Origin of the sequence: Flavivirga aquimarina (assembly GCF_030540835.1) — a bacterium.
Taxonomy (GTDB): domain Bacteria; phylum Bacteroidota; class Bacteroidia; order Flavobacteriales; family Flavobacteriaceae; genus Flavivirga; species Flavivirga aquimarina.
Genome location: NZ_JAUOEK010000183.1, coordinates 85524 through 105114, shown reverse-complemented (window position 1 = coordinate 105114; position 19591 = coordinate 85524). Strand labels below are relative to the sequence as shown.

The following is a 19591-nucleotide window of genomic DNA, read 5'->3' as shown; positions in this document are numbered from 1 at the left end:
AGGCCTATTTTTATTGGTAAATGCTTCTTAATTTTAGTAAAAATCTACAATGTTATTAACTAAATTATTGAAGTCAACTGCTTTTTTAGCAACAACTTAAGCGTCTAATTTTTTTACATTTATAAAATCAGAAAAAGGACTTTTAAGCTATTCTATTAAATCTATATGTCTGTCATGGTAACCCAATAAATATAATACGCCATCTAACCCAATACTTGATATAGAATTTTGTGCATTATCTTTTACTGTTGGTTTTGCATGAAAAGCAATTCCTAACCCTGCAAGATTAAGCATTGGCAAGTCATTTGCACCATCGCCAACAGCTATTGTTTGACTTATATCTATACCTTCTTTTTTGGCAATTTCTTTAAGGTACTCTGCTTTTTTATCTCCATTAACAATGTCTCCTAGATAGTCTCCTGTTAAAACGCCATCTTTTATTTCTAATTGGTTAGCATACACATAGTCCATACCTAGTTCTTCTTTTAAATAGTTTCCAAAGTATGTAAACCCTCCTGATAAAATAGCTGTTTTAAAACCGTAGCTTTTTAAAGTATCTATAAGTCTTTTAGCGCCTTTGGTTATAGGTAAGTTAATAGCAACATCTTGCAATACTTCTTCGCTCAAGCCTTTTAAAAGTTTCATGCGTTTAACAAAACTTTCATTAAAGTCTATCTCACCTTGCATTGCCGATTCAGTAATAGCTTTTACCTCGTCTCCTACTCCTGCTAATTCTGCTAATTCATCAATTACTTCAGTCTGTATTAGTGTAGAATCCATGTCGAAACAAACCAAGCGCCTGTTTCTTCTATAAATATTATCTTCTTGAAAGGCGATATCTACATCTAAATCATGTGAAATTTGCATGAATTTTTCTGTAAACTCGGCTTTATTATCTATTTTTCCTCTAATAGATAGCTGTATAGAGGCTCTTGGATATTCTTCTTCTCTTACAAGCGACAAACGTCCTGTAAGTCTTTTTATAGAATCTATATTTAAATTCTTTTCTGAAATTATTTCTGTAACCTGCGATATTTGTTCGGCTGCCAGTTTTTCCCCCAGAATAGTAACTATGTAACGATCTTTACCTTGTAACGTTACCCATTTTTCATAATCATCAAGCGAGATTGGCGTGAATTTAGCTGTAATACCAAGTTCATAAGCCTTAAAAAGTAAATCTTTTAATACTGCTGCTGATTTTTTTCCTGACTGAATTTCAAACATGATACCCAAGGATAAAGTATCGTGGATGTTTGCTTGTCCAATATCCAGTACTTTAGCATCATATTCTGCTAAAACAGATGTTAAAGCTGATGTTAAACCTGGTTTATCTTGTCCCGAAATATTTAACAATATAATTTCGTTAGCCATATCTTTTTTGCTCTTTTAGAAGCATAAAAATCATTATTCTATTTGATATATGAAAGTTTTTTCAAGTTTAATATCCTGTCTATCTTAAATTTTGTGGTTATCTTAAATTTTAAGATTTACTTTTAAAAATTAATTAGACATTTTATAAAAAGTTGATAAGAATGGTAATCAAAAATAAATCAATTAATAAAAAAGTAGGATACTATTTAACAAATCGGCTATGCCAACTTTCGCTAGCAGGTACTTCCCAGTTTTCTTTAAATTCTGCAATATTGGTTACCAAATTGTTAAATACAATGGTGTTTTTAGAAACGGCTTTGTCCTTAGCCATCTTCTTGAAATCAACAAGAGGTTTGTATGCTATAAACTCTCCTTGTTTATAAGATACATTCATTTTGTCCATTAAATCGACGTTATAATCTTTTTCTAATTGTTGGATAAAATGAACAGATGCGTCAATTGAACAGCCTGTTGCATTGTTTAAGTTTTGATTTAAACCTAATACTATAAAGCGCTTATATTTAATCAAATAACCTGATTGCAAATCGCTTCCATGAGCAGTCCAATTCTCGATAAAGGTGTTTAACTTATCTTGAATTTCTTCCTGCTCTTGTTCTGTAAACGATCTACTAGCTTGGTAAATCCAAACTCGAGATTCTTCGGGTAATGTGTCAAATTCTACTAGCATATTATTACAGCCTAACTATTTTATTCATTTCTTATTTATATTCTTGTAATATAGGTCTTATATTATAGTGCAAAAATACGGATTTACATCCAATCTTTGTGTTGTGATTCCACCTTAAATAATATATAATCAATAATTCGTTGGGCATTCATTCTTGTAATATGCGGGATAGTAAAACCTTTTGAACCTGTATATATAATGACAGATGCAATGTCTCGTCTTCTTTGAAAAACTGATTGCGTCAATTCTACAGATTGAATTTTATGCAATTCTAAAAAATCCGTGCGAGTTTCAATAGCCCCTCCACTTCCTTTAATTAAATACATATCATCTAAATCAAAGTAGGCTTTTTTGTAACTTGACCTTACATGCAATAGTATTAATAATAGTATTGGAATATTTAAAAATAATGTATAACGAGAAACAAGAAACATCGGGATATTTATGAGTAGTACTATAAAAGACCATCGAATTGTCTGCACTCTCATAAAATACTTTTCGGGATGTTGCTTGTTTGAATTCTTGAAAACATCTCTGTAAAACCCTCTAATTAGTTCATTAGACTTCAACTTATTAAGACCTATTATTGATAAACGTTCCTTCTGTTTTTTACTCCCCATAGTTTGGGTAAACCTTAAACTATACAATCCAAGGAACTGTTTAAAACGATTTGTTTTTAAGGTAATACTTTGAATTCTTTTCTTCTTTAAATGAAGGGAAATTTTATTGAATAAGCCTTTGGATATTTCTAAACCATTAGCGGTTCGCACAACTTTTAAATTAAAATTAATTATAATTATTTTTATTAAAGAAAACAAGAAAGCTATAATCAATACTATGATAACCAACGATATATTAAAAACAATAAACGTTGCTATATCAAATTCATCAAATTCAAAATAATGTTTGAATTTGGTTTCTATTTCAAACGAGTCTATATAGCCTCTAAAATCTCTATAAACCCCAGTAAACAAAACTAAAATGAAAGCTAAACTTTTAAAATGGTTTTCTGAAATACCTTCGAGTATCAGTTGTTTTATTGATGCTTTAAAATAGATATCTTCAGCTACAGGGTCTATGTTAATTTCATCCGAATTATGCTTTAATAAAACTTCTTTTAATGCTTTTGCCTTTTGCTTTGACATAGCATGAATTTCAATTTCAGTTTTATCATCTCCTGCTGTTTCAATCGATAACGCTACAACATTTATAAGCTGTTGAACAAAATTTTGTTTGATATAAACGTTTTGAATTTTCGATTTGGAAATAGTTATTTGTTCCTTATTTATAATTCCCTTGTTAAGAAAAAAATAGTTTTCATCAACACGAAATTTAAAAGTAACATATTTCAAAATTGAAATTACAAGCAATATTATAAGAAATATTCCAAAACCTAGAACAACCTTTAATCCATGGTTATTTACAATTTCAAAATCTCTAATGTAGCTAATAGCAAATACAAAAATTACAGCAATGCTTTTCTTAATTGTTTTGAAAAGGTTTATAGCAAAAATAATGATAACACCCTTTAATGATTGTCGAGATGGTGTTTCAAAACTATACACGGTCATCTAACATAGTTGTTAAGTACTCATTAATCGATTCTGCAACATCTTCCGGTAGCCCACCAATCTTCAGGTCGCTGCCGGATTCGCCCGCAGTATAGATTTCCAGCGTGGCTAAATTAAGTTTTCTAGCTAAAAAAGAACGCGAAATCTCGACATGTTGAACGCGATTAAAAGGTAATATAGTAGTTGAAAAATTTAATAAACCTTTAGTGTAAATGATATCTTTTTCTCTAAGGGCATACTTTCTGTTTTTGAAACCTAAGACTAAAACAACAAATTGAACTATAAAAACAACTATTAAACCGATTATAAGTGTCGTAGCAATACTATCGAATTTTGAATCTTCTTTTAAGAATTTCAAACCAAATAGGGTGCCTATTATACTTATAAATATGACGCACAAATTAAATAAAACAATCTTTATGTATGACTTTTCAACTGGTATAAGTGCAATATCTGAAACTTTTGGAAGTGTTTCAATATCAATTTGGGTATTTGTAAACATATCCTACTCAATAAGGAGTTAATTCTTTAAAGTAAGAAAAATATTCGAATTATGACTTATTTTTTGTTATAAACCCTGATCGTTCGCAATCAATTCTGCAATATCCATAACGGAAACATCGGCTTCTTTTTCTTTGGCTTTTATACCATCTGTCATCATGGTATTACAATATGGACAGCCTGTTGCAATAATATTGGGGTTTGTTTCTAAAGCATCATTTGTTCTAAGAACATTAATATCCATATCACCTTTTTCAGGTTCTTTAAACATTTGAGCACCTCCAGCGCCACAGCATAAAGCAGTATGCTTATGCCTTTTCATTTCTACAATATTAGCTTTTGTTTGTTTTAATATTTCTCGGGGAGCATCATATTCATTATTTGCTCTACCAAGATAACATGGATCGTGAAATGTTATACGCTTTCCTTTAAATTTATCATCACCTATACTTAATCGTCCTTCGTCAAGTAATGCTTTTATAAATTGTGTATGGTGCATAACTTGGTAATTACCTCCTAAACCCGGGTATTCATTTTTTAAACAATTAAATGAATGCGGATCGCAGGTCACAATTTTTTTTACATCATAAGCATTTAAAACCTCAATGTTAGTAACAGCTTGCATTTGAAACAAGAATTCATTACCTGCTCGTTTAGCTATATCTCCTGTGCAACTTTCTTCGGTTCCTAATACTGCAAATTCAACATTAGCTTTATTTAGTAATTTAACAAAAGCCTTCGTTATTTTTTTTGCTCTATCATCAAAACTACCTGCAGAACCAACCCAAAACAACACTTCGGGTGTTTTACCTTGAGCCATAAACTCGGCCATTGTTGGTACTTTAAGTAATTCGCTCATCGTTTCTCTTAATTTTTTAAAATTTGGCAGTTTAATTAATTATTCGTCCTTCCAATTTAATCTATCCATTTGATTATATGGCCATGGCGCACCATTATTTTCAATATTGGTCATCATGTTATTCAATTCTACTGGAGCTGCAGACTGTTCCATAACCAAATAACGTCTCATATCTAAAATAATGGATAATGGATCTATACTTACTGGACATTCTTCTACACAAGCATTACATGTTGTACAGGCCCAAAGCTCTTCTCTGGATATATAATCATCCAGCAATTGTTTTCCATCTTCTTTAAACTCCCCGTTATTGGCATCTATGTTTTTGCCTACTTCCTCTAAACGGTCTCGGGTATCCATCATAATTTTACGAGGCGATAGTTTCTTACCTGTTAAATTTGCCGGACATGCCGATGTACATCGTCCACACTCTGTACAGGTATAGGCATTTAGTAATTGAAGCCAATTTAAATCTTGTACATCACTAGCTCCAAATTTAGCTGGAATGTCTCCTTCTGCCTCTTCTTCCTCGGGTGCTGCAAATGGATCTACATTTGGATCCATCATCATTTTTACTTCTTTTGTAACAGCTTCTAAATTATCTAATTGCCCTTTAGGCTTAAGCTTCCCGTAATACGTATTTGGAAATGCCAGTAATATATGTAAGTGTTTTGAATAATAAAGGTAGTTTAAGAAAACTAATATACCTATAATATGCACCCACCATGCGCCTCTTTCTATAATATGTAATGTACTATCGGGTAGGCTGCTAAACCAAGGTGCTATAAACTGACTAATAACATTACCTGAATTCATGTCTTGAAAATGAACATCGGTAGCATTCATAACGATAAACAAGGTCATTAAAACCATTTCAAAGTACAGAATGTTATTGGCATCATTTTTAGGCCAACTGGTCATTTCAGATTTCCAAAAACGTTTTAGTCTTATAACATTTCTTCTAATCCAAAAAAGGGTTACAGATACAAAAACCAAAAGCGCTAATATTTCAAAAGAGCCTATTAAAATTCCATACAAACTTCCTATTGAAGAAAAAATACGGTGGCGCCCTGTTAAACCATCAATAATAATCTCTAAGACTTCAATATTGATTATTATAAAACCTACATATACTATAGCATGTAAAAAGCCAGCAATGGGACGACGCACCATTTTACTTTGCCCTAAGGCAATCATAGCCATGTTTTTCCACCGCTGCGATTTGTTATCACTAACATCGATATCTCGACCCAATTTTATATTTCGGGATAGTTTTTTTACGTTTTTAATAAAAAAACCTATACCGGCTAATAGTATAACAGCAAAAAGAATATTAGGTAAATATTGCATTAAGGTTTATTTAGTTTCCTCTTCTTTATAGGGAATTTCTTTTTTTGATAAAATTCTAAAATAGCGTTTTGGGTGTAATTTAATATCTTTTAATAAGGCTTCCATTTCTTTAGTTGCACCTTCTAAATTATCATATAAGGCTTCATCTTTAAAAAGTTTCCCCATAGTACCTTCTCCTTTATCTATATTGGCTAATAAGCCATTTAAATTGTTAAGGGTTTTATTTAAAGTTTCTATAGTGGTTCCTATATTAGCTTCTTTTAATTCGGTAGAAACTACCGCCAAATCACTACTTAGTATTTTAAATTTTTCAAGGATGGCAGCTAAATTTTCGTCATTTTTAGAAAGTAATGCATTAGCCGTATTTGATGTTGCTTTAAAAGATTTTAAAGTTTCGTTTAACTCTTTAATAGTGCTTTTAAGCCCTGCGTCGGAATCATCGGTAACAAAGGCATTTAAGTTATTAAATAGTGTATCTGTTGCTTTTAATGTAGAATTTAATTCACTACTTATCCCTGAAAAGTTTTTTGAAAGACTGGATACTAATCCGCTTTCAACCTCAGATTTTAAAGTATCTCCAGATTTAGCCATATCGCCATCTTTAGCTAATATTATTGCTATGGCATTGCCTCCCATTAAACTGGTTTCATAAAGTCTAACGACACTGTTTTTAGAAAACTTCAATTCTTCATTTACAAAAAATGATACTCTGGTTTTTCCAGTTTTAAAATCATAAGCAATATCTTGAACTTTCCCTACAGGATTACCACTAACGGTCACTAATGAAGATTCGGTTAAAGCATTATAATCAAACTCGGTATAATAAACACTATTAGAGTCAAATAGATTCTGGCCCTTTAAATAATTAAATCCATAAATAACAAGGAGGATTCCTAATACTACTAATATACCTGTTTTAACTTCTTTTGATATTTTCAAACTAAATGTATTTAGAAAACAAATTTAAAATAAATTTAAAAAGAAACTGTCTAATTAGTAGTTGTTTTTAAAGCTTCTACCAATGCTATTTTTTTTCCATCCTTAAAAGCAACAACAAAACTTGAGGTGTACCCCTTTTCCCTAACTTGTTTCTCTAACTCTTTTGTTTCTTCATAACTTTTCGCATTACCATAAAAATATTTATACATATTGTTTTCTTTTAAACGGGATATATTCTGTAACCCTTTAAAATTATATGGCTTTGTTTCTAGTGCTTTAGAGCTTGCTGCTATTTGTATTTTAAAAATAATAGCATTGTCTGCAATAGACACATCGGGTTCTATAATATCATCAACAATAGAATAATCATCTACATTGTTATCTAAACTGTTTTTATACTCTAAAATGGCATTAGCTATAGAACTGGATATTTGTTCTTGTCCTTTTTTGGAATTTAAATAGGCTCCTTCTCTTTTATAAGATAAAAACCCTGTTTCAACTAAAACACTTGGCATTACTGTTTGATGCAATACAATAAACCCTGCTTGTTTGACACCTCTATTTTTACGCTTTAATGAACTAGTAAACTTTTTTTGTATTAAACTAGCCAACATAATACTTTGGTCTAAATATTCTTCTTGGCTTAATAATATACTCATAACAGACTCTGGTGAGTTAGGGTTAAACCCTCCATAATTCTTTTCATAATCATTTTCAAGAAAAATCACTGAGTTTTCTTTTTTTGCAACCTCAAAATTCGTTTCATTTCTATGTGTTCCCAATACAAATGTTTCTGTGCCATGTGCGTCTGAATGATGAGCATTACAATGCACTGATACAAATAGATCTGCATTCGCTTTATTTGCAATTTGCCCTCTAACAAACAAATCGATAAACACATCTTTTTTTCGTGTATAAATAACTTTAATATTGGGATTTTTTTCGAGCTGTCTCCCTACTTCTAAAACTATTTTTAAGGCAATATCTTTTTCTTTATAACCATTTCCTAAATTACCTGGATCACCTCCGCCATGCCCCGCATCTAACACTACAACAAATTTGTCTTTACTTAAACTTCTATCTGTTTTTATAAATGACGAAAATGTTAATAATATTATAAAGGATACGAAAAGTAATACTCTGTGCGTTTTCATGTGGTATTATAAATTAATTTTAATCGAAAGCATCTAACATCATCTATTAAAAATGTTTCACTAAAGATTTTAACGACTAAAAAACCGGTTCATTTTAATTTTTAAATTTTTAATTGATTATTAAATCAATCACAGAAAAATATATGTAATTTTGACTTTTCAAAAACCGAGCCATACTTTTACAAAAATACATTTAAAAGCGTTGCATACAAACAACTTTAAAATACTTTTTACACTAAGTTTTACAGTGTTTATTAACACGTTAAGCTTTGCCCAAGATATTCCTAAAAAACCTAAAAAGATTAACAGGAGTGTTAAAGACAGTGTAGTAATTACCAGTAGAGATAGTCTTCTTATTCCTGAAATATCTGAAAAAAGTCAGGATTCCACATTAACTGATTCTATTGCTCCTAAAAAAGAGCTTTTAGAAAATATTGTTACCTACCATGCGGAAGATTATACCAAATTCAATCAAAAAAAACAAAAGCTTTACTTATACAACAAAGCCTCGATTGATTATGGGGATATGAATATTGTTGCGGGGAACATTACTATTGATTATACTAAAAATACGGTATATGCCAAAGGAATAACAGATTCTATCGAAGGCTATACACAAAAACCCGTTTTTACTCAAGGTAGTAATGTTGTAGAACCAGACTCCATTATTTTTAATACTGATACTAAAAAAGCACTTATATTTAATTCTAAAACGGAGCAAGGTGAAGGAACTGTAATAGCTCAAATTACCAAGAAAGAAAATGATTCTGTTTACTTTTTAAAAAATGCTAAATATACTACTGCCGAAAACCTTGATGATCCTGAATATTATATAAAGCTTCGAAAAGCAAAAGTTGTTCCTGGTAAAAAAATTGTCACCGGGCTGGCAAATTTATTTATATATGATGTACCTACTCCTATTGGTTTGCCTTTTGGCTTTTTTCCACAAAGTGAAAAGCACACTTCCGGAATAATTATACCATCGTTTGGAGAACAGAACGACCGCGGATTTTTTTTACAAAACGGTGGGTATTATTTTGCTATTAGTGATTATATAGATTTGGCCGCTTTAGGAGATTATTACACTAATGGCAGTTATGCTGCGCGTTTAGAAAGCACCTATTCCATACGTTATAAGTTTAGTGGTAATTTAGGTTTTAGATACGAAAACATAATTAACAGCGAACGTGGTTTTCCGGATTACTCAAAAAGTACTATTTATAATCTGCGATGGTCTCATAGCCAAGATAGTAAAGCTAATCCCAATTCACGATTCTCTGCTTCTGTTAATCTGGGTAGTAGCACTTATTATCGTACCTCTGTTAATCAAATTAATACCGGATCTTTTTTAAATAATACATTATCATCATCCATATCATATTCTAAAACGTTTCAAGGGGAGCCTCAGGTAAACTTTAGCTTAACGGCAACACATTCCCAAAACACAAATACAGAAACAATAAATATGACCCTTCCTACGCTTCAAGGAAGTATTGGCAGAATATATCCGTTTGTTTCGAAGTCTGGAACAAAAAAGGGCATTATTCAGAATATTAATTTACAGTATAATTTAAGAGGTGAAAATAGAATTACGACAACCGATTCTCTTTTCTTTAAAAAAGAAATGTTTGATGAGGCAAAGGCAGGTTTTCAACATACTATCCCATTAAATACAAATTTTAAATTGTTTAAATATTTTAGCCTTAGTGCTGGTACTAACTATAATGAGGTTTGGACTTTTAAAACTGTAGACAAATATTTCGACCCTATAGAACGTGAAGAAGTTGTGGAAACTATAAATGGTTTCGATTCTTTTAGAACTTATAATTTTAGCTCGAGCCTTGGAACCACAATATATGGTATGTTTAATTTTGAAAAAGAGGGTAAAGACCGTAAAATAAAAGCGATTCGGCATGTTATGAGACCTTCTATAAGCTATAGTATAAACCCCGCTTTTGACCAGTATTATGACAGTTACGAAGTTGTTAGTGCTGATGGTTTAACTACGAGTGATGTTGAGTTTACCAGATTTGATGAAAGTATTTTTGGAACGCCTAGTAAAACCTTTTCAAGTTCTATGGGAATCTCTTTATCCAATAATATAGAAGCTAAGGTTCGTGATAAAGACAGTACAGCTACAGAACCTAAAAAAGTGATATTATTAAATAACTTAAACTTTTCTACTTCTTATAACTTTGCTGGAGATTCATTACAGTGGAGTCCTCTTAGAATGAGTGGTGGTACACAGCTTTTTAACAATAAAATGAGTGTGAACTTTGGTGCTACTTTAGATCCTTATGCATTAGATAATAATAACAATAGGATTAATAAATTTAATATTGATAATGGTGGTAGTCTCTTTAGATTAACTAGTGCAAACGTAACAACCAGTTGGTCTTTATCTAGTAAGGATGGAGATAAAAAGGGTGATAAGAACAATGACAAAAATGACTCTAATTTTTTTCCTGAAGATGTGCTTCCTAAAGATTTAGATTATGCCAATCAGCAGATTAGACCCGATGATGACAAAGAAGAAAAACCTCCAAGTGAACATTATAATTATAAAATACCCTGGAGTTTACGTATTGCTTATGCTTTAAACTATTCAAATTCTACACGGCAGAATCAAATATCGTCACATTCTCTCATGTTTTCCGGAAATATTGAATTGTCTCCTAAGTGGTCTATTGGAGCATCTTCTGGTTACGATTTAAAGAATGCTGGTTTTACTTATACACAACTAACCTTTGGACGTGATTTGTTAAGTTGGCGTATGAATTTTAGTTGGGTTCCTTTTAGTACAAGAACTTCATGGAATTTCTTTATTGGTATTAAGTCGAGTATTTTACAGGATTTAAAATATGAAAAACGAAAACAACCGGATATTACACTATAAATAATAAAATTAGTTGTTGTTTCCTCGAGCGCAGTCGAGAGGTTATTATAAACTCGTAAAATGTCATTAGGTCTCGACTTTAGCCTGTCTTGAGCGGAGCCGAAAGGCTCGACCCGACATATTGTTAATCATATCAAAATCATGTTATTTAAAAGTATGTAATAAGATTTCCGTTTTACCGAAACTAGTTCAGCACAGGTCGCGGAAATAAAATAAATAATATTTTCATGAAAAAAATAATTACAACATCCAAAGCTCCTGCCCCTATTGGCCCTTATAACCAAGCTGTATTAAGTGGTAATACGTTATATACTTCTGGACAAATAGCCATAAACCCAGAAACAGGAGACCTTGTTTTAGACGATATTAAAACTGAAACAATACAAGTTATGCAGAACCTTAAAGCTGTTTTGAAAGCAGCAGACATGACTTTTGAGAACGTTATAAAAGCGTCTATTTTTATTAGTAATATGAATGATTTTATTCAAATAAATGAGGTATATGGCAGTTATTTTAATGACGATACAGCTCCGGCACGCGAAACGGTACAAGTAGCCAGACTGCCCAAAGATGTTAATGTAGAAATTAGCATGATTGCCATTAAATAAATAATGTCTTAAAACCAACTATCCACGAGGTATAATGTGGGTTATACCAATTTAAATCTTAAATGTCGCTAAAACAGTATCTACTTAGTGATGATTGCTTGTTATAAACTTAATAGTTTCCTCTTGCATTTGATTAACCATCATGTGAAGCCATTGTTTTAAAGGTTTCATAATATAGAATCGTTGATTTTTAAATCTATTTTTAATATACTACAATATTTGTTCGCAAGGATTTAATTCTGCCGAATAAGGCGGTATACTTAACAGGTATATGATATTTAATCTCTATACCATATTTCTAAAAAATCCAAGATTAGGCATCCCAATATCCTAAAAAAATGATTTGTACTTAAGTTTACTCTTTTTCCAAACCCTGATAGTCACCAGAAATCAGTTTCAAAATTTCTTAAATCTCTTAAAATGCTTATTTCGTCCCTAATTTGATTGACTTTAGCACTTTTTTTAGAACAACTTAAGTATGTATTATAATCTTATATAATAATACCTATTGTTCATTTTGAGAGAAATAAATCAAAATGCACAACAGGTTAACATAAGTATAAAATAACCTAAAAATTTAAAACCATGAAAAAAAAATTACGCAACGTATTATTAACAACATTAGCTTTATCTACTGGTATTGCTTTTTCTCAAACAATTGTTTTTGATTTTGATAATGGCACGGTCGCCACATCTGGGGCAAGTGTTACTCAAACTATTTCTATTAATGATAATGGTAATGTGTCTGAATATATTTTAACTGCTTCTCATAGTCCCGATACCAGTGGTCAAGCTTTTCTATACAGTTATAACGGTGACCAGATGTTTTATTATGGAAATCCACCATCAGGAGGAGGAGAATGGAACATTAGTTTAACAAAAGACGGGGCTTCGCAAACATTTACTTTAAATGAAATTGATTTTGTAGATTTTAATCCAACAGGGCAAACGCTCCAATTTAGCATTTCTGGAGATACCAGCGGTAATAGTGTTGAAATAATGGAAGCTACTGATATAGTGCCGCCGTCCGCCTCTTCTGGTACCACCGTTAGTTTTACTGATACTGATTTTAATAATAATACGAACCTTTCATCTTTTACTATAAGCACTCCAAATGATTCAGGTACGCAATACATTGATTTTCATAACATATCAATAACAATTCCTGAAGCAACTTTGAGTGTTGAGGAAAAGAGTAGTGACAATTTTAAAGTAACAGCTACTCCTAACCCTACTACAGATAAAGTTACGATTAAGTTTAATAATGCAATTGCAACTGAAAATGAGTTTAACATATTAGATGTGAACGGTCGTTTAATTAAATCTCAAAAATCGAGTAAGCTACAAGAAACAATTGATTTAAGCTCTTTTAAAAGTGGGGTTTATTTTGTGAAAATTTCTAATGGAAAATATATAAAGACCCTGCGATTGATTAAAGAATAGTTTAAAAAATACCATGAGGCTGTCTAAAAAAAAGTGAGAAACTTTCTCATTCAGAGCAAAACAAAGCATCTTATTTGTTTGTTTAAAAATAAAAACTTTAAAGCTCCAAGAGATTCTTCATCTCATTCAGAATGGCACTTTTTAGACAGTCTCTACCAAAACCTTTAGTTATAAAAGTAGCAGTAAAAACGATATCTATAACTTTTATGTTTTTAGCAACATGAGTGTATTGGATAAATTAAAATGATTATTAAGCCACAAATAGCACAAATTTACACGAATCATACTTTCAAGTCTGTTTAAGCTCATACAGGTTTGATACCTACCGATAGGCAGAGAAATTCGTAAAATTAAAATTAGTGTCTACCTTATTTATCTAGGAGTATTCTTTTCGAAGAAAAACATTAAAGATTAACTAGATGCAGTATCCTTCTTAGCATATTTAACTAATATCTCTTTTAACTTATCCATGTCTATTGGCTTTGCTACAAATTCATTAATTCCTACCAATTTTGCCTGAGCTATATCTTCTTCAAAAGCACTGGCTGATACAGCTATTATCGGTGTCCTATTTTTAATGTATTTTCTAGTTCTTTGAATGGACTTAGTAGCCTGGTAACCATCCATATCTGGCATATAAATATCCATGAATACCATATCGAAATCTAAAATTTTATACAGCTCGACTGCTTCTATACCATTTTTTACAAAAGTACAATCGGCTCCTTGTCGTTCCAGCAAAAATTTAATAACTTTTTGGTTCATTCGATTATCTTCTGCTACTAAAACACTAAACTTATCTTGAAGTATTGGTTTTTGTTCTATTTCTTCTTCTTTAATATTTAGCGTTTTTTTCAACTGCAAACTGAAATAGAACGTAGATCCTTCATTTTCTTTACTTTCTAATTTTAGCTCGCCTCCCATTAGTTTTACTAATTGATGTGAAATAGAAAGCCCTATACCACCGCCTCTATAGTCTTTCATCATAGAGGTATTATATGGATTTGAAGCGTTATCGAAAATGCGTTTAACTTCCTCTTGGCGCATACCAATACCTGTGTCCTTAATGTAAAAGGTCACTATTTGCTCGTCATCAAAGTTAATGGTTTGATCTACTATGATTGTTATTTTCCCTGAGTTAGTAAACTTTATAGCATTGTTAATTAAATTAATTAATACTTGCTGAATTCTAGCTGAATCTGCTACAACAGAAAACGTATCCTTTTTTTCATATAAAAACTTAAAATCAAACTCTAAGCCTTTTTCCCAAGCTTGATATTCAAAAACTTTAAAAAGATGAGATAAATCCGATTTTAAATCTATTCCCAACAAATTTAATTTAAGATCTCCGGTTTCCACATCCGAATTATCTGTAACCATTTTTACTAATTGCAGTATGTGTTTTGAGGAATATTCTGCAATCTCAACTTGTGCTTTTTGGTCATCAACAAGCTCGGTTTGCTTTAACATATTTAGCATGCCTAAAACTGTACTAAGTGGCGTACGAACCTCATAGCTCATGTTTGCTAAATAAATGGATTTGTGCTCGACTGTTTCTTCAGACTCTTTCAGACGGGCTTTTAACTCTTTAATTCGTATGTCTAAATTGGATCGTATGGCATCATGCTTTATTTGATTTTTAAAAAAATATTGCAACACGAAAACTTGCACTATGGTCAGAATAAATAAGAATAATGCGGTGGTTTCTAAATTAATTTTCTTTTCAAGAAAGAAATAACCCACCAATAGAATTATGGTAATAGAAATAAAAATAAAGGAAGACAGTATCTTTCTTTTTTTTTTAGGTTTGGTAAGTCGTGAAAACAAGCTCATTAATCCATTCATTTTAACAAACTTATTTAAATTATATCAAACTATTTATAATTACTTATTTTTTTATTTCTTTAAAACTGTATAATAGTGTATTATAACTGATTAATTGAATTATGTAACTGCACTTAAATTTATTGAGTAATTTCTCTTCCTATCGAGCCACATTCACCAGGAATTAGCTCATAAATATAATCTGGGTTTAAACCCGGCTCTTTTCTGTGCGAAACATATAATATAGACGTATTACTTTCCTGTGCAATTTTATTTATTAATTCAGAAAACAAAGAAATATCATTATCGTCTAGCCCTGTTAAAGGTTCATCTAAAATAAGTAATGGCGGATTTTTAACCATGGCTCTTGCTATTAAAACTAATCGTTGATGGCCTCTAGATAGTTCTAAAAAGTTTTTTTTTCTAATATCGTACATGTTTAAAACATGCAACCATTGGTGGGTTATTTTAATTTGGGCATTTGTTGGTGTTTTATACAAACCTATAGTATCATAAAACCCGGATGCAATCATATTTCCTATAGAATCCAGACGTTTAAAACCTCTTAGCATTTCTGAAGAAAAATATCCGATTTTCTTTTTAATATCCCAAACACTTTCTCCGCTGCCTTTTTTAACACCAAAAAGCATGACATCTTTATTATATCCTTTAACATTATCTCCTGTAATTAGAGATAACAAAGTACTTTTACCCGAACCATTAGGACCTTTTAAATGCCAAAATTCTTCCTTTTTAACTTCCCAAAAAATATTTTTAACAATGGTTCTATCTTTATAATTAATAGTTACATCATTAAACTTAATTAGTGTATTGCCCTTGATTTGAATTTGACTTTCATACTTTGGAATGGATGCAATAAAATTTGGCTGTGTTGGCTGATTTTTTAAATGTACATCATCAATTAAATTCCCTTCTTGTAATTTATATACCTTTTCAATAAAAGGTAGTATGTCTAGCCTTCTATTTGCTATTTGAATAATTGATATTTGTTTGCTTAAATCTGATAGTGTGCTTACAATATTTTCTTGAGCGTTTACATCTAAATTATCAAAAACATTATCTACAATTATATAATCGGGTTTTTTAGAAATAATGTGTGCTAACAATGCCTTTCTACGCTCTCCTTCGGAAGATTTCTCTAAGCTATTTTTTGTACTGGTAACAACATCAAATCGGCCATGGCGTTTTTCTTCTTCTATAATTTTATTAACTGTTAATTCAGAAAATAACGCGCCTTTTAAATCAATATAATCACTTAGTATCTCTCCCGATATAATCCCTTCAATAAGCTTTTTCTTATTGTCTTTATTGGAAATATAAAACGCGGTATGATGATACAAAAATTAATGTTTTAATACATTAAAATATAAATAAACCTATAGGTTTTTTGTATGGTAATCTACTAAGCCTTCAATAGGTCTTCTTGCAAAATTACCAACTGTAAAGCCCATCTCTTGAGCCACAGATTTAATTTCTTCTTGTGAAAAGTATGCTATAGAGCCTGCAAAATGTACTGGGGCTGTTTTTAGCTCTTCTTTAAATTGCATAATCATATTTGTAGCAAATAATCGAATACCTTCTTTTATTAGGTTGATAGTGTATTCTGAATCTTTATGTAAAAACATAAATTCTGCAAAACTTGCTAAATATGCATTAGGATTAGGTTGTTTATATAAATTATACTTTATATAATCTGACTCCATATTAAATTTACTACCAAAAGCTATTTTAACGTCTTCTGGCATTTGATTAAAGTAATAGTCTCTAATTAATTGACGTCCAAAATAATTACCGGAAGCATCATCCATAATAGAATATCCTAAAGACACAACACGTTGATCTAATTGCTCTCCGTCGTAATAACTACAGTTAGAACCAGTTCCCAGAATACAAACTACTGCTGCTTCTTTGTCGTGATTAATTGTAGAATAAATCGCAGCCATAGTATCTTCGTTTATTTCAATATGGGCATTAACAAAGATACCTTGTAACACGTCTTTTAAAAGTGCTACAGGTTTTACGGTACCACATCCAGCTCCATAAAAGAAAATATGGGTGACACTTTTCTTGTGCTCCTTTAATAGGCTATTAGATTTTATTATTTTTTTTATCTTCTTTTCCGGTAAAATAGCCGGATTAAGACCCTTTGTACGTATCTTTTCCAGTAATTGATTCCCTTCACTATCTACGGCTATCCAATCGGATTTAGTAGAACCACTATCTACAATTAAAATCATAAGTTTTTATATAAAAAAATCCACAAAATTACTTTTGTTTAACAAAAAGCAATTCTGTGGACTAAATTAATAATTTATATTGAACCGATATGCTGAGCTAAGTCAACTAATTTAGTTGAATAACCAAACTCATTATCATACCAAGATACTAACTTAACAAAGTTATCATTTAATGCCATACTTGCGTTTGCATCGAATGTACTTGTTTTTGGTTCTGATACGAAATCTTGAGATACAACACCTTCTTCTGTATATCCTAAAATACCTTCTAACTCATTTTCTGAAGCTTCTTTTAATGCTGCTTTTACATCTTCGAAAGAAGCGCTTTTTTCTAAACGACACGTTAAATCTACTACAGATACATCAACCGTTGGAATTCTAAAAGCCATACCAGTTAATTTACCGTTTAATTCTGGAATTACTTTACCTACCGCTTTTGCAGCTCCTGTAGATGCTGGTACTATATTATTTAAAGATGCTCTACCTAATCTGTAATCTTTTCTAGAAACACCATCTACTGTAGATTGTGTTGCTGTTGCAGCGTGAACTGTAGTCATTAAACCTTCTGCAATACCAAATTTATCATTGATTACTTTTGCTAACGGTGCTAAACAGTTAGTCGTACAAGATGCATTAGATACTATCTTATGGTCTGCCGTTATTTCGTCATGGTTAACTCCCATTACAAACATTGGTGCGTCTGCTGATGGTGCCGAAATTGCTACTTTTTTAGCTCCTGCTGTAATATGTTTTTGTGCGCCTTCTAGATTAGTAAAAATACCTGTACAATCTAAAACTACTTCTGCTCCTACTGCATCCCATTTTAAATCTTCTGGATTACGCTCTGCAGTAATTCTAATTTCATTTCCGTTAACTACTAAATTTCCATTATTTGTTTCAATAGTTCCTTCAAACTGTCCATGTACGGAATCATATTTTAATAAATATGCTAAATGCTCTACGTCTAATAAATCATTAATTCCTACTACTTCAATATCTGGTCTGGAAGCTGCCACTCTAAATGCTATCCTTCCAATTCTTCCAAATCCGTTAATTCCTAATTTTAATTTTGACATGATTGTGTTTATAAATGTTAAGTGCTCATAATGTCTGAGACACGCAATAATTCTAAGTTAATTTTCGATTTTCCTTTTATGGCTTTATCTAATGGCGTTAGTTCCATTTTATTGTCTAACAACCCTACCATATAATTAGTTTCTCCGTCTAATAAAGACTCCACTGCTTTTACACCCATTCTACTGGCTAAAACACGGTCGAAACATGATGGTGCTCCTCCTCGTTGCATATGTCCCAGTACAGATACTCGAACATCGTAACCTTCCATGTTTTCGTCTACATAATCTTTTAGTTCGAATATGTTTTTACCAATTTTATCTCCCTCTGCAACTATAACTATACTTGAGGTTTTTCCAGAGGTTCTACTTCTATTTAATGATTCTACTAATCTATCTAATCCTAAATCTTCTTCTGGGATTAAAATCTCTTCGGCTCCACCTGCTACGCCAACATTAAGGGCTATATGCCCAACATCACGCCCCATAACTTCTACAAAAAATAGTCTGTTATGTGAACTTGCTGTATCTCTAATTTTATCAATGGCGTCTACTACTGTATTTAGTGCTGTATCGAATCCTAAAGTATGTGAAGTTCCGTAAATATCATTATCAATAGTCCCTGGTATTCCCATAACCGGAAAATCAAACTCTTGGTTAAAAATAAGAGCTCCTGTAAAAGAACCATCTCCACCAACTACAACTAATCCGTCAATGTCGGCATCAACCACTTGTTTAAAGGCTTTTTGTCTTCCTTCTACTGTTCTAAATTCTTTGGAACGTGCAGATTTTAATATGGTACCTCCTTTGTTTATAATTCCTTTTACACTACGGGCATCCATAGGCTTAAAATCGCCTTCTATTAAACCTTCGTATCCGCGGTAAACTCCTAAACATTCTATGTTATGATAGGCACATGTTCTAACCACCGAACGAATAGCTGCATTCATTCCTGGTGAGTCTCCTCCAGAAGTTAAAACGGCTAATTTTTTTATTGCTTTTGGCATTAATCTTTGTTATTTACAGGTAAAATTAATAAACAAAATGCATATATCT

At 31.5% G+C, this 19591-nt stretch carries 16 protein-coding genes; 3 read left to right on the top strand and 13 right to left on the bottom strand.

Going from position 1 to position 19591, the window contains the following annotated elements:
* Nucleotides 1–147: 147 nt before the first annotated feature.
* From serB to Q4Q35_RS19950, 8 genes are all read right to left on the bottom strand, one after another.
* A complete protein-coding gene (gene serB / locus Q4Q35_RS19985; RefSeq protein WP_303279801.1) occupies nt 148–1371 on the bottom strand; it encodes a phosphoserine phosphatase SerB in 1224 nt (407 codons plus the stop codon).
* Between the two features lie 202 nt (nt 1372–1573).
* Entirely contained in the window at nt 1574–2059 is a 486-nt protein-coding gene (locus Q4Q35_RS19980) for an ABC transporter ATPase (RefSeq protein ID WP_303279800.1), read from the bottom strand.
* A gap of 83 nt (nt 2060–2142) precedes the next feature.
* Entirely contained in the window at nt 2143–3630 is a 1488-nt protein-coding gene (locus Q4Q35_RS19975) for a PH domain-containing protein (protein ID WP_303279799.1), read from the bottom strand.
* Nucleotides 3617–4132 (bottom strand): PH domain-containing protein, encoded by a 516-nt coding sequence (locus tag Q4Q35_RS19970; RefSeq protein WP_303279798.1) that lies wholly within the window; start codon nt 4130–4132, stop codon nt 3617–3619. Before Q4Q35_RS19970 ends, Q4Q35_RS19975 begins: the two co-directional genes overlap by 14 nt.
* Nucleotides 4133–4198: 66 nt before the next feature.
* Entirely contained in the window at nt 4199–4990 is a 792-nt protein-coding gene (locus Q4Q35_RS19965; protein WP_303279797.1) for a (Fe-S)-binding protein, read from the bottom strand.
* A gap of 39 nt (nt 4991–5029) precedes the next feature.
* Entirely contained in the window at nt 5030–6340 is a 1311-nt protein-coding gene (locus Q4Q35_RS19960; RefSeq protein WP_303279796.1) for a 4Fe-4S dicluster domain-containing protein, read from the bottom strand.
* A 6-nt stretch (nt 6341–6346) separates the two neighbouring features.
* Complete coding sequence (locus tag Q4Q35_RS19955) at nt 6347–7279, bottom strand: MlaD family protein (RefSeq protein ID WP_303279795.1); 933 nt, start codon at nt 7277–7279, stop codon at nt 6347–6349.
* A gap of 50 nt (nt 7280–7329) precedes the next feature.
* Nucleotides 7330–8433: an N-acetylmuramoyl-L-alanine amidase gene (locus Q4Q35_RS19950; RefSeq protein WP_303279794.1), complete on the bottom strand. Its 1104-nt coding sequence runs from the start codon at nt 8431–8433 to the stop codon at nt 7330–7332.
* 151 nt (nt 8434–8584) lie between these two features.
* Between Q4Q35_RS19950 and Q4Q35_RS19945 the strand changes: the two genes are divergently transcribed.
* The 3 genes from Q4Q35_RS19945 to Q4Q35_RS19935 all read left to right on the top strand — a co-directional run bounded on the left by Q4Q35_RS19945 (nt 8585) and on the right by Q4Q35_RS19935 (nt 13380).
* On the top strand, nt 8585–11329 hold the full coding sequence (locus Q4Q35_RS19945; RefSeq protein WP_303279793.1) for a putative LPS assembly protein LptD: 2745 nt from the start codon (nt 8585–8587) through the stop codon (nt 11327–11329).
* Between the two features lie 227 nt (nt 11330–11556).
* Nucleotides 11557–11937, top strand: a complete 381-nt coding sequence (locus Q4Q35_RS19940; protein WP_303279792.1) for a RidA family protein — start codon at nt 11557–11559, stop codon at nt 11935–11937.
* Nucleotides 11938–12522: 585 nt separating this feature from the next.
* Nucleotides 12523–13380, top strand: coding sequence for a T9SS type A sorting domain-containing protein (locus tag Q4Q35_RS19935; RefSeq protein ID WP_303279791.1), 858 nt, complete (start codon nt 12523–12525; stop codon nt 13378–13380).
* Nucleotides 13381–13791: 411 nt separating this feature from the next.
* On the opposite strand, the gene Q4Q35_RS19930 is transcribed toward Q4Q35_RS19935, so the two are convergent.
* From Q4Q35_RS19930 to pfkA, 5 genes are all read right to left on the bottom strand, one after another.
* Nucleotides 13792–15225: an ATP-binding protein gene (locus Q4Q35_RS19930; RefSeq protein WP_303279790.1), complete on the bottom strand. Its 1434-nt coding sequence runs from the start codon at nt 15223–15225 to the stop codon at nt 13792–13794.
* Nucleotides 15226–15344: 119 nt separating this feature from the next.
* Nucleotides 15345–16565: an ATP-binding cassette domain-containing protein gene (locus tag Q4Q35_RS19925; protein ID WP_303279789.1), complete on the bottom strand. Its 1221-nt coding sequence runs from the start codon at nt 16563–16565 to the stop codon at nt 15345–15347.
* A 36-nt stretch (nt 16566–16601) separates the two neighbouring features.
* Entirely contained in the window at nt 16602–17462 is an 861-nt protein-coding gene (locus Q4Q35_RS19920; RefSeq protein WP_303279788.1) for an N-acetylglucosamine kinase, read from the bottom strand.
* A gap of 74 nt (nt 17463–17536) precedes the next feature.
* On the bottom strand, nt 17537–18538 hold the full coding sequence (gene gap, locus Q4Q35_RS19915) for a type I glyceraldehyde-3-phosphate dehydrogenase (protein ID WP_303279787.1): 1002 nt from the start codon (nt 18536–18538) through the stop codon (nt 17537–17539).
* Between the two features lie 17 nt (nt 18539–18555).
* Nucleotides 18556–19542 carry a 6-phosphofructokinase gene (gene pfkA / locus Q4Q35_RS19910; protein ID WP_303279786.1) on the bottom strand — a complete coding sequence of 329 codons (987 nt, stop codon included), beginning with the start codon at nt 19540–19542 and terminating at the stop codon, nt 18556–18558.
* Nucleotides 19543–19591: the final 49 nt, after the last annotated feature.

What these genes read in the sequence shown, in the direction of transcription:
- Q4Q35_RS19940 (WP_303279792.1), top strand. Translation starts at nt 11,557, where the DNA reads ATGAAAAAAATAATTACAACATCCAAAGCTCCTGCCCCTATTGGCCCT.
- Q4Q35_RS19975 (WP_303279799.1), bottom strand. Translation starts at nt 3,630, where the DNA reads ATGACCGTGTATAGTTTTGAAACACCATCTCGACAATCATTAAAGGGT.
- Q4Q35_RS19965 (WP_303279797.1), bottom strand. Translation starts at nt 4,990, where the DNA reads ATGAGCGAATTACTTAAAGTACCAACAATGGCCGAGTTTATGGCTCAA.
- Q4Q35_RS19920 (WP_303279788.1), bottom strand. Translation starts at nt 17,462, where the DNA reads ATGATTTTAATTGTAGATAGTGGTTCTACTAAATCCGATTGGATAGCC.
- gap (WP_303279787.1), bottom strand. Translation starts at nt 18,538, where the DNA reads ATGTCAAAATTAAAATTAGGAATTAACGGATTTGGAAGAATTGGAAGG.
- Q4Q35_RS19970 (WP_303279798.1), bottom strand. Translation starts at nt 4,132, where the DNA reads ATGTTTACAAATACCCAAATTGATATTGAAACACTTCCAAAAGTTTCA.
- pfkA (WP_303279786.1), bottom strand. Translation starts at nt 19,542, where the DNA reads ATGCCAAAAGCAATAAAAAAATTAGCCGTTTTAACTTCTGGAGGAGAC.
- Q4Q35_RS19950 (WP_303279794.1), bottom strand. Translation starts at nt 8,433, where the DNA reads ATGAAAACGCACAGAGTATTACTTTTCGTATCCTTTATAATATTATTA.
- serB (WP_303279801.1), bottom strand. Translation starts at nt 1,371, where the DNA reads ATGGCTAACGAAATTATATTGTTAAATATTTCGGGACAAGATAAACCA.
- Q4Q35_RS19960 (WP_303279796.1), bottom strand. Translation starts at nt 6,340, where the DNA reads ATGCAATATTTACCTAATATTCTTTTTGCTGTTATACTATTAGCCGGT.
- Q4Q35_RS19980 (WP_303279800.1), bottom strand. Translation starts at nt 2,059, where the DNA reads ATGCTAGTAGAATTTGACACATTACCCGAAGAATCTCGAGTTTGGATT.
- Q4Q35_RS19930 (WP_303279790.1), bottom strand. Translation starts at nt 15,225, where the DNA reads ATGAATGGATTAATGAGCTTGTTTTCACGACTTACCAAACCTAAAAAA.
- Q4Q35_RS19935 (WP_303279791.1), top strand. Translation starts at nt 12,523, where the DNA reads ATGAAAAAAAAATTACGCAACGTATTATTAACAACATTAGCTTTATCT.